This window comes from Streptomyces sp. E-08 (assembly GCF_049913095.1).
In the GTDB taxonomy this organism is placed as follows: domain Bacteria; phylum Actinomycetota; class Actinomycetes; order Streptomycetales; family Streptomycetaceae; genus Streptomyces.
The window spans coordinates 355,772-366,918 of the sequence record NZ_CP183971.1; the positions used below are offsets into that span (position 1 = coordinate 355,772).

10 protein-coding genes are annotated in these 11,147 nt (G+C 72.5%); 8 read left to right on the forward strand and 2 right to left on the reverse strand.

From position 1 onward, the window contains the following. Positions 1-129 precede the first annotated feature (129 nt). Entirely contained in the window at positions 130-777 is a 648-nt protein-coding gene (locus ACN9MM_RS01795; protein ID WP_426361961.1) for an alpha/beta hydrolase, read from the reverse strand. Positions 778-1,005: 228 nt separating this feature from the next. Then, positions 1,006-2,280 (reverse strand): GNAT family N-acetyltransferase, encoded by a 1,275-nt coding sequence (locus ACN9MM_RS01800; protein WP_426361962.1) that lies wholly within the window; start codon positions 2,278-2,280, stop codon positions 1,006-1,008. Between the two features lie 313 nt (positions 2,281-2,593). On the opposite strand from ACN9MM_RS01800, the gene ACN9MM_RS01805 reads away from it, so the two are divergent. From ACN9MM_RS01805 to ACN9MM_RS01840, 8 genes are all read left to right on the forward strand, one after another. Then, a complete protein-coding gene (locus ACN9MM_RS01805) occupies positions 2,594-3,796 on the forward strand; it encodes a phenylacetate--CoA ligase family protein (protein WP_426361963.1) in 1,203 nt (400 codons plus the stop codon). Positions 3,797-3,799: 3 nt separating this feature from the next. Continuing rightward, entirely contained in the window at positions 3,800-5,650 is a 1,851-nt protein-coding gene (locus ACN9MM_RS01810; RefSeq protein WP_426361964.1) for a prenyltransferase/squalene oxidase repeat-containing protein, read from the forward strand. Positions 5,651-5,842: 192 nt separating this feature from the next. After that, complete coding sequence (locus tag ACN9MM_RS01815) at positions 5,843-6,223, forward strand: hypothetical protein (RefSeq protein ID WP_426361965.1); 381 nt, start codon at positions 5,843-5,845, stop codon at positions 6,221-6,223. Continuing rightward, positions 6,216-6,515, forward strand: a complete 300-nt coding sequence (locus tag ACN9MM_RS01820) for a hypothetical protein (RefSeq protein WP_426361966.1) — start codon at positions 6,216-6,218, stop codon at positions 6,513-6,515. The genes ACN9MM_RS01815 and ACN9MM_RS01820 overlap by 8 nt, the downstream gene beginning before the upstream one ends. Then, complete coding sequence (locus ACN9MM_RS01825) at positions 6,515-7,621, forward strand: AMP-binding protein (protein ID WP_426361967.1); 1,107 nt, start codon at positions 6,515-6,517, stop codon at positions 7,619-7,621. The genes ACN9MM_RS01820 and ACN9MM_RS01825 overlap by 1 nt, the downstream gene beginning before the upstream one ends. Next, a complete protein-coding gene (locus ACN9MM_RS01830; RefSeq protein ID WP_426361968.1) occupies positions 7,618-8,913 on the forward strand; it encodes an AMP-binding protein in 1,296 nt (431 codons plus the stop codon). Before ACN9MM_RS01825 ends, ACN9MM_RS01830 begins: the two co-directional genes overlap by 4 nt. A gap of 10 nt (positions 8,914-8,923) precedes the next feature. Beyond that, positions 8,924-9,754, forward strand: a complete 831-nt coding sequence (locus tag ACN9MM_RS01835) for an SDR family NAD(P)-dependent oxidoreductase (RefSeq protein WP_426361969.1) — start codon at positions 8,924-8,926, stop codon at positions 9,752-9,754. 136 nt (positions 9,755-9,890) lie between these two features. Continuing rightward, a complete protein-coding gene (locus ACN9MM_RS01840; protein ID WP_426368635.1) occupies positions 9,891-11,147 on the forward strand; it encodes an aspartate aminotransferase family protein in 1,257 nt (418 codons plus the stop codon).

Sequence of the window (11,147 nt, forward strand, 5' to 3'; positions counted from 1 at the left end):
GGCGCACCCGCGATTCTAGCCGTAAGTGATCAGGTGGATTCACAGAGCGACGATCATCAGGTGCATCGCGTCCCGTAGGCGGGCGACCATCGGCCCGACCCGACGTGTCGGGCCGCCGCGGACGCTCCCCTACCGGGCCTCGGCGTACTGCTCCAGTCTCTCGGCCAACTCCTCCGGTCGGCTCAGGGGAAGGCAGTGGCCGCCGTCCATCACGTCGGCCTCGACGCCCAGGCGGTCCCTGGCGACGCGGCGGCTCCACTCCTCGGGCAGGAAGCGGTCGTCGCGCCCGACGAGCACCCGGCACGGGATGGACGGCCACCGCTCCAGCGGCCAGGCACGGTCCATCGGGGTCTCCCGCTGGATCCGTGCGCGCCGCCGGGCCTCCGCGGCCAGCGCGGGTGGGACGTCGTGGTAGAACAACTCCTCCTCGCTGGTGCGGACGAGGTCGCTGTGGCCGGTGGCGGCCCACCACTCGTTCGCGCTCTCGCCGGGCCGCGGGATCATTCCGGCGACGAACACGACGAGGTCGGCGCCCGCGCGTTCGGCCACGAGGGGCGCGGTGAAGCCGCCCAGGGAGTGGCCGACGACGATCAGGTCCGTCCGATCGGCGATCGCCTCGACGACGGTGTCGGCGTACTCGTTCCAGGTCGCCGTCTCGTCCTCGCTGGGCAGGTCCACGGCCACCACGTCGTTGCCGCGCTCGCGCAACGCGGCTTCCACGAGGTGCCAGCTCCAGGCGCCGTCCTCGGCCCCGTGGATCAACACGAAGGTCGTCATGGGATGGTCCTTCCCTCCGCGCGCCGGGCCCGGGCCCGGTGATCCGTCGGTCCGGTACTCCTCACGCTCGATGACCCCAGGTTCGCAGAGGACGTCGGGTGCGATCGCCGTCCGCGCGCTCCACGCCTCCGCCAGCCACGGGGCAGGCCAGCGCCGCCAGGAGTGTGCCGAGTCCAACGGCCGCTCACCGCCCGCCTGTTCAGGAGCTCCCCCGAGCGGCAGCGCGCGTCAGAACCCGTCCGGGCACCATGGTCCGAGCGGGGTACGGAAGACCGAGTCCGCGCGGTGCGTCGCGCCGGGGGTCAGTTCTTCGATCAGCCCGGCCGCGTGGAGGCGTGCGGCGGTCTCGTGCCCGAGGTACAGGCTCGCGAGGGTGCTCACGTCGAGCGCCAGGTCCGCGCGCCGGGGTGCGACGCGGACGCACGTGCCGGTGCCGTCCTCGGCCGTCTCCAGGGCGAACCAGCCGTCCGCGTACCCGGCGTCGTCGGTCACGCGCAGGACCAGGCGCCCGGCGCCGGCATAGGTGCGGGAGGACAGGGTGCGCGGCAGGTCCAGGAGGCGCAGCCAGAGGAAGTCGCAGTCCGTCTCGGCGCGACGGGCGGCGCGCGGGTTGCCGAGGAGGAGCGGGAGCGGGTCGTCGGGTGCCAGATTGGGGGCGCTCACTCGGGACACCCAGCCCTGCGAGAGGCAGTGCCGCCACAGGGCTGCGGAGGCGGTGGCATCCAGGGTGATCAGGTCGAGCACGTGGAGCCTGGCGTCGGGCAGTCCGCCGTCCCAGCCGTGTGCGATCCGGTACGTCAGAAGGCCGGTGACCTGGCCGTCCCCGTTGACGTGGGCCGCGCAGAACGGTTCGGCCGACTCGCGCAGGGGGTGGCGCAGGCCACCCGTGTCGACGCGCCACCACGCCGGGTCGCGGGCCACGACGCCGGCCTGCCGTCGCCGGAAGCGCTCGAAGAGCGCGGGGCCGATGTCCCGGGCCTCGGTCCAGGGAAGCATCCGGACCGTGCCGGACGCGGCGGTCTGCGGTGTGCGGAGGCCGAGGGCCCTGGTGACGTCCACCTCGTACCCGGCGAGCCGGGTCGCCGGGCCGAAGCCGTAGCGGCCGTAGACCGTGGGCTCGGCCGCGATCAGCACGGCGGCGGCCGCGCTCCGGTCGGCGGCGCGGCGCAGCTCGCGGCGCATCATCCGGGTGAGCAGTCCGCGCCGCTGATGGGTCGCCAGGACACCGACGTTGGCGATCGCGAGGACGCCCAGGCCCGCGCCCCCGGGGACGGTCAGTTCGGAGTGGAATCCGCGCAGGGTGGCGACGCACCGGTCCGCCGCGTCGTAGGCGCCGACGAGGCGGCCCTCGGTCCCCGACAGCTCCCGGAGCCGTTGGTCACCCTCGATCGGGGTACGGAGGAAGGCGGAGGAGACGGCTCGCTTCCACGCGGGCACGTCCTCCTTCGCCACGTCCCGGATCACGATCTCCTGTCGACGCACGTCCTGTTGGCGGATCGTCATGACAACACCGTATATAAATCAAGGCAGTTGACTGTTAATCAGTTATTGCAATCGCGTTGCCTGCCGTTGCAGTCGTCTGTCCGCCCTGTCGTTTCCCGCTCCTCGTGAGGCAGGGTCGTCCGTGCTTGATCCCGGCCGTTTTCCGAATCTCCGCTCACGAGAGGGGCTGAGCGCCTTGTGGTCACCAGGCTCGGCGGCATACGAATCCCTGACCGACGCACACCAGGAACGACTGGAGTTGCTCGAACGGGATTTCGCACCGGATTTCCTCTCGTTACGGCAGCGGCAGAAGCTGGATCTGCTGTGGAAGAGAGTGGCTGACGTCCCCTATTTCCAGGACCTTCCCGACGTCGAGAACCGGGACCTGCACGCGATTCCGGTGACCGAGAAGTCCTCCTTGAAGCAACGCCCCGAACTCTTCCTCCGGCAGGGCGCCGACCGCTTCCACAAGTACTACGAGACCTCCGGTTCGACCGGGACTCCGACGCCGACACCGCGCCTGCCCGCCGACATGGCGTGGAACTCGGTCTCCGTGGCCACTGTCTGGGCCCGCACGCTGCGGCCGGGAGACCGGGTCGCCGCCCTGCTGCCCTCGGACGTCGCGCCCGTCTGTGACCTGGTGGCGAGCGTGGCCGAGTACCTGGACTGCACCATGCTGCGCAGCTACCCGTTCACCCAGGGGATCTGCGACTGGGACCGCGTCGAGTCCCTCTTCGCCGGCTACCGGCCCCAGCACGTCTTCGTCGCCCCCGGCGTCGCCCTCCAGTGGACCCGGCTGCTCAAGCGGCACGGCCGCCTCGCCGAGATCAGCAGGGGTGTCGAGTCCCTGATGCTGCTGGGCGAGGTCAGCACGGCGCCGCTGCGCGCCCGCCTCGCCGAGGCCTGGGACGCCCGGGTGCTCGACGTGTCGTACGGGAGCACCGAGACCGGCACCATCGCCGCGAGCTGCGAGCACGACCGGCTGCACCTGCTGGCGCAGAGCCACCTCGCCGAGGTCAGGGGCGACGACGGGCTGGTGCCCGCCGAACCGGGCCGCACCGGCGAACTCGTGGTGACCACCCTCAACAACTTCGCCCGGCCGCTCCTGCGGTACGGCACCGGTGACCTGGTCAGCGTCTCGGCGGGCGACAGCTGCCCCTGCGGGCTGCGGCTGCCCGTACTGACCGTGCACGGCCGGGAGTCGGAGTCGGTCCCGGTCGGCGGTGTTCCGCTGACCGCCTCCGCCGTCGAGAGCGTCGTCCACAGCGTGCCGGGGGTGACCGGCTACCTGATCCAGCTCAAGGCGGTGGAACAGGGGCCCGACGGGGCTGCCGGTGCGACGGCGCGGCTCGTCCTTGAGCGGGACGTGGACTACGCGGCGGACCCGGAGGACCTGCACGAGGCGGTACGCGTCCGGTTCGCCGAGCGCGGTGTGACCTGGGCCCAGATCACGTCCGTGGCCCAGCTTCCGGCGCTCAACAAGTCGGGCGGCAGCCAGAAGAACTGGAAGCGGACCAACGTGCAGTGGGTGCGGTGACCGATGGCTCTCGACGCCTTCCGCACCGCCGACGGCGGCGCCCGCCAGGGCGGGGCCGACCTGTGGTGCACGTATGCGGCGGTCCGCACCCTGACGTGGCTCGGCGAGGCCCCGGACGACCCGGAGGCGACGGCGCGGTTCCTGCTGTCGTGCCGTAACACGGACGGCGGGTTCGCCTGGCAGAAGGGGCTGCCCTCCGACGTCTGGGCGACGTACTACTGCACCCAGGCCCTCAAGGACCTCGGGCGCGAGATCCCCGCACTCGCCCCTCTCGCCGACTGGTTGAGCAGCACCCGGCACCCGTCCGGCGGGTTCGCCATGACACCGGGGCAAGAGCCCGACGTCTGGGCGACGTACTACGCCACCCGGACGTTCGCCGAGATCCTGGGCCGCCCCGTACCGGACGGGTCACCGCTGCGTGACTGGCTCGGCGCGCTCCAGCGGCCGGACGGCGGCCTCGGCTGGTACCCGGGCGCGGCGGAGTCCGACGTACGGGCCTGCTACTACGGCTCCATGGCCTGGCGCGCGGCCTTCGGCGACACGCCCACGGTGTGGCGCGAGTCCGAGCTGGTCGGCTGGCTGGGCGACCGCCAGACACCCGACGGAGGGTTCGTCTTCGACGAGGCGGCCACCGACACGTGCCTGTGGGCCACTTTCCGTGCCGTGCGGGCGATGGAGGCGCTCGGCGCCAAGCCCGTCCGGGCCGACGACTGCGTCGGCTGGATCACCGGCCGGCAGGGCCCGGACACCGCGTTCACCCGCTGGCAGGACTACCCGCACCCCGACGTCTGGGCCTCCTTCAGTGCCGTGGGCGCCCTCGGGACGCTGGGGCGGGAGGTGCCGTACGCCGCTCCCGTGCTCGCCTTCCTGCGGCAGTGCGAGCTCCCCGAAGGGGGCTTCACCTACCGCGCCGTGGAGGCCGCCGGGGACAGCCTCGCCACCGCGGCGCTCCTGCTGACGGAAGCGGCACCCGGAGGTGCGGCGTCCCCGGGCGACCGGGGCACGGCCGGTTCCTCCTCCCGGGGACACACCGACGCCGCGGCGCGCTGGCTCCGTGCGGCGCACCTTCCGTACGAGGGAGGGGTGATGTACATGCCGGGCCGGGGCGCCGAGATCCGCTGCACACTGTGGGCCGTATCGGCCCTGTCGGCGACCGCACCTCGGGACGCGACGTCCGTGGACCGAGCCACGGGCCTGGATCGGACCGGCGGCCCGGAGCAGGGCACCGACTCGGACCGCACCACCGGCCCGGCGCGGATCACCGGCCTCGACGGCGAGCGGCTGGCCGACTGGCTGCGGCGCCTCCAGAACGCCGACGGCGGCTTCGGGTACTGGCACGGACGGGCCTCGGACATCGCGGCCACCGCCTCCGCCGTGGAGATCCTCTCCGTCCTCGGCCGTAGCCCGGACGCGCTCGACACCGCCGCCCTCCACGCCTTCCTCGCGTCCTGCCGTGACGCTGCCGGGTACCGGTACGCGCCGGACGGCAAGGTGACCTGTGCCGGCACGGCCCAGGCGCTGCGCGTGCTCCGCCTGCTCGGCGCACACGAGAAGGCGCGGGAACAGTCCGTCCTGCTCGACGCGTTCCGGTCACGCCTCGGCGGCTACGCTGCCACGCCACGCGGTATCCCCGACCTGTCCTCGACCTACCAGGCGGTGCTCGCCCGGCAGACCCTGCGGCTGCCCGAGGACGCAGCGCACGACGCGGACGTCGCCCGCTTCCTGACCAAGGTCCGCCGGGACGCGGGGCTCTATGCCTGGAGTCCGCTCGGGCGCCGCCCGGCGGGACCGCTGGCCGCCGCACTCGGCACGCTGCTCAACCGGCCCGAGCCGCTTCCCGCCCTCAACCTCTGACCCCGCCCGGGCCGCTTCCCGCCCTCGATCTCTGACCCCCCGCCTAGCCGCTGACGGCCCTCGATCTCCGACCCCCGGCCTGAGCCGCATCCCGCCCTCAGCCTCCGAACCCGCCGGGCCGCAAGCCGTCCGCACCTTCTGACCCCCGCCCGGACGCGCTTCCCCACCAGCCGACCGCCCCCGAAGGAACCCATGCCGACCATCACCGTCGAGACCACAGTCGACGACCCCCACCTGCACCGCCGGTTCGCGAAGAACCTCAGCCTGTGGCTGCGCGGAGAAGGCGTCGACATCAATCACGTGATCACCAAGTTCGTCACGGCCGACCCCCGCCAGGTGTTCAGCGGACCCTTCCCGCTCGACGGCGGGACCGGGGCGCACTTCGCCTTCGTGCACTGCACCGTCGGCGAGACCCGGCCGACGGCCTTCCTCGACCGGCTGGCCGGACGGGTCGTCGGGGAACTGGCCCCCCATGTCGCACCGGAACGCATCTTCATCCAGTTCGTGCCCGTGCGGCCCGAACTACACCGCGTCGGAACCGAGTTACTGAACGGAGTGGCGTCACATGGCTGACGTACGGAACGGCGAGCAGGACGAGTTCGGACGGCGCATCCGGGAGATCGTCGGCCGACTCGTGCACGCCGACCTCGACCCGGCGGCGGACGCCGTCGCCCTCGGCTCCCGCTACGAGCAGTACGACAGCCTCACCGTGCTCGACACCGTCGGCCTGGTGGAGCAGGAGTTCGGCGTGTCCGTCGACCTCGTGGACGACGACCTGCGCGCCACCTTCGCCAGCGTCACGTCCATCGAGCAGCTCGTCCGGCGCAAGCTGGCCGACCAGGCCGTCCTGAGCGGAGGATTCTGATGCTGACCGACACCACGGGCCTTTCCGCCGCGGCCTGCATGGAAGACGCGCTGACCCTGCGCGCGACCCCCTTCGGACACAGCGTGGAGTGGTCGGACCTCGGCATCCGTGACGACGGCGACCTGCTCGCCGCGCTCCCGCCCCGGCTGCCGTTCGAAACGTCCGGCACCACGGGCGAGCCGGTCGTCTGGTGGCGGACCCGCGAACAGCTCGTCCGGGAAGCCCGGCACATCGCGGATCTCCTGGCCGCCGAACCCGCGGACCTCTTCGTCGTCCACGCCCCGCTGCGCCATCTGTACGGGCTGCTGTTCGGCTGCCTGGTGCCGGCGCTGCTCGGGCGCCGCGCCCACTACGCGCGGCCCGTCGATCCGCTGCCGCGCGGAGCGCACCGTCCGCTGTACGTGGCCGTGCCGTCGACCTGGTGGCAGCTGCGGCGTTCGCTGCGGGAGCTGCGCGGGTACGAGCGGCTGACGGTGGCGCACAGCACCGCGCCCCTCCCGGACGCCGCCGTGGCCGTGCGCCGTGCCGTTCCGCGGCTGGCCCTGCTGGAGGTGCACGGCTCCACGGAGACGGGCATGGTCGGCACCCGCGCGGACGGTCGATGGGACTTCGCGCTCGCCCCCGACGTGACCTTCGCGGCGCGCCGGGAGGTCTCCGTGGCGGCGCCGTCGCCCGTGCCCCTGGCCGTCCGCAGCCCGCGGATCGCCGTCCGCACCGAGGGCCCGCCCGCGCCCGAGCACGTCCTGGACGACCTGGTGACCGTCACCGGCCCGCGGACCTACCGCCTCGCCGGGCGGCGCGGCGGGCTGATCAAGATCAACGGCCGGAGGGCCGGGCTCGCCGACATCGAGGCCGTCCTGCGCGGATCCGTCCCGGGAGCCGACCTGCGCTGCGTCGCGGTGCCCGATCCGGTGCGCGGCGAGTGGTACGAGGTCCTCGTCGACGGTACGGAGCGCGAGCGGCGGACCGTCGCGGCGGCGGCGCTGCGCGCGCTGCCCGCCTGGCAGGCGCCCCGGGCCGTCCGCCTGCGGGCATCCGGCGCATCGATCCCCGTACGTCTCCCGTCCACGTCCACGTCCACGTCCACGGAGGAGAACGACTCATGACGACCACACCGTCCGTCACGACCACCGACGCCTCCCGGAGGGGGCGGCGCACCGAGATCCGGGAGCTGTCTCCGGCCGCGCTGAGCAGGCTGGTCGGCGAGGTCGCGGCCGTGCCGGGCCTGCGGGCCCGTTACGAGGAGTTCGCCGAGCACAGTGGTCCGCTCGCGCTGGCCGACCTGCCCGTGCTGACCAAGCTGGACCTGGCCGGGCTCCTCGACGACCTCGTCCAGGTGGCGCGCGGGCGTCTCCACGGGGCCTACGTCTACGGCAGTGGCGGGACCACCTCGGCACCCAAGCTCAGCCTGGTGCCGACCGGCATGTTCGTCGAGGACATCCTCAAGGACTGGCAGCCCCTGGCCCCCGACGACGTCCTCGTCAATTTCAATACGCCGGGGCGGCTCTGGTCCTCGCACAACTTCTTCAACATGCTCGCGCACCGGTCCGGGGCGGTGACCATTCCGCTGGGTTCCGTGGACCACGACGAACTGGCGGAATGGCTGGAGTTCACGGAACGGCTCGGGGCGACGGCGCTCGATTCGACGCCCAGTCAGATCGCGCACATCCTCGACTTCTGCGCATCGACCGGACATCCGCTGCCCTCGTTCCGCAAACTCCTGTGGACCGGCGAGGGATTCAGTCCCCGCGTACGAGAACTGACCCAGCGCCTGATGCCGGACGCGGAGCTGTACGGAGTCTACGGATCCACGGAGACCTGGGTCATCGGGCTCAACGGACCGCGCTGCCCCGTCGACACCTTCCACGTCCTGCCGTACCAGCACGTCGAGATCGTCGACGACATCGTCCTCGTCACCAACACCCATCCCTCGTCGGTCAATCCGATCCTCCGCTACCGCGTGGGCGACCGAGGCGCCCTGGTGTCCTGCCCGTGCGGGAAGCCGGAGCCCGCCCTGCGCGTCCTCGGCCGGGACGACCCGCAGCTGAAGTTCGTGAGCATCCTCCTCATGCCGGGTGACATCACCGACGTCGCGCGCACGGTCGACGGGGTGCGCGACGCCCAGATCGCCCTGTTCGGCCACGGCCGTCCCGACGAGCGGATGGAAGTGCGGATCGTCGTGGACGCCGGCACTCCCGTGGCGGCGGTCGAGGAGGAGACCCGCCGTCGCGTCCTCACCCGGGTGTACCGGCTGGGCTGGGCGGTGGCCGCGGCACCCGGATCGTTCTCGGTACGGGTCGTGGAGCGGCTCGCCGTCAACCCCCGTACCCACAAGACACCGCAGGTCGTCCACGAACATCGACCCGGCGGTCCGGACGAGCCGGACCGCCGGCCGTAAGGAGGCACTCATGTCCAGGGTTGTCGTGATCAGCGGCGGCGGCACCGGCATCGGCCGGGCCACCGCGGAGCTCTTCGCCCGCGGGGGCGACCGCGTCGTCCTCGTCGGCCGGCGGGCCGACCCCCTCAAGCGCACGGCCGACGAGATCGCGGAAGCCGTCAGGCAGGACCCCGGAGGCGACGGCCCTCACGCCGTCGGTACGGGCACGGGTGTCGGCACCGGAGTCGGCACCGGCGAGGTGACCACCATCGCCGCCGACGTCTCGGAGACCGCCGGAGCGCGGCACGTGCGGGACGTCGTGGCCGAACGCTTCGGACGGGTGGACGTACTCGTCAACAGCGCGGGCGGGAATGCCGCCCTCGGCTCCCCGGCCGGGAGCGGCGACCCCCTCGACCGGACCGCCGAGCACTGGCTGGGCAACTTCCGCTCCAACGTCCTCACCGCGGTACTGCTCACCGAGGCCCTGCGCGATCTGCTGGCCTCCCCCGGCGGACGGGTGGTCCTGGTGAGCTCGATCGCCGCCTACCGGGGCTCGGGCTCCGGTTCGTACGCCGCGAGCAAGGCGGCGCTCCACCCCTACACGTACGACCTCGCGGCGGCGCTCGGCCCCCGGGACGTCACGGTCAACGCCGTCGCCCCCGGCTATGTCGCCGACACCGAGTTCTTCCGCGGCACCCTCGCCCCGGAGCGCGAGCGCACACTCGTCGGCCAGACCCTCAACGGCCGCGCCGGCGTCCCCGGCGACGTCGCCCGCACCGTGCACTGGCTGGCGGCACCGGAGAGCGGCCACGTCACGGCCCAGATCATCCAGGTCAACGGTGGCGCGGAGCGCGGGCGTTGACGAACCCGGCTGCCCTCCCACCGTGGCGCGGAGCGCGGGCGTCGACGAGCCCGGCTGCCCTCCCACGGCGGAGCTCCGCCTCCTCCCCTCCCGAAGAGAAAGAGACGAGTACGCCATGAGCACCTCATCGGCCACGTTGGCGACGGATCCCGGCGACGTGTCCCTGTTCGAGAAGCACGAGTCGAACGTCCGGCTGTACGCGGAGAAGTTCCCCGCGGTCTTCACCCACGGCCGCGGAGCCTGGCTGTACAGCGAGGACGGCCGGAAGTTCCTGGACTTCTTCTGCGGGGCCAGCGCCCTCAACTACGGCCACAACCCGGCCCATGCCAAGCAGCGCCTCCTCGACTACGTGACCCGGGACGGGCTCGTCCACGGCCTGGACACGCACACCGCCGCCAAGCGCGAACTGCTGGCCCGGCTCCACGAGGTGGTCCTCGCCCCCCACGGGCTCCCCCACAAGGTCCAGTTCTGCGGACCCACCGGCACCGACGCGGTGGAGGCGGCACTGAAACTGGCCCGCAAGGTCACCGGCCGGCAGACGGTGGTCGCGTTCACCGGGGCCTTCCACGGCATGTCGCGCGGCTCCCTGTCGGTCACCGGCAGCCTGCGGGCGCGCGCGGCCGGCAGCGTCGGGATCCAGGACGTGGTCTTCGTCCCGTACGAGACCGGTCCCGGCGGGGAGTTCGACTCGATCGGCTACCTGGAGAGGCTCTTCGCCGACCCGGCCGGAGGCGTCGGGGCACCGGCGGCCGTCATCGTCGAACCGGTCCAGGTGGACGGTGGCGTGTATCCCGCCTCGGCCGCGTGGCTGCGCGAGCTGCGGGCCCTCACCGAGCGCTGGGGAACCCTGCTGATCTGCGACGACATCCAGGCCGGAGTCGGTCGTACGGGTGACTTCTTCAGTTTCTCGCACGCCGGGATCACCCCCGATCTGATCACGCTGTCCAAGTCCATCAGCGGATTCGGGCTTCCGCTGTCGCTGCTTCTCATCGCCCCCGACCTCGACGTGTGGCAGCCCGGCGAGCACACCGGCACCTTCCGCGGCAACCAGCTCGCGTTCGTCACCGCGACCGCGGTGCTGGACCTGTGGACCCGGCCCGAGTTCACCGACACCGTCGCGGAGAACGCCCGTACGCTCCAGGACACGCTGCGCCGCCTGGGCGAGGCCCGGCCGGACATCACCGTTCGGGGGCGGGGCATGCTCGCCGGCATCGACGTCGGCGAGACGGAACGGGCGACCGCCATCCAGAAGCACTGCTTCGAGCAGGGTCTGATCCTCGAACTGTGCGGGCGGGACGACCAGGTCGTGAAGCTGATGCCGCCGCTGGACATCGCCGACGCGGACCTCCGGCTCGGACTGGGCATCGTCGAGTCCGCGGTCGACGCGGCCTAG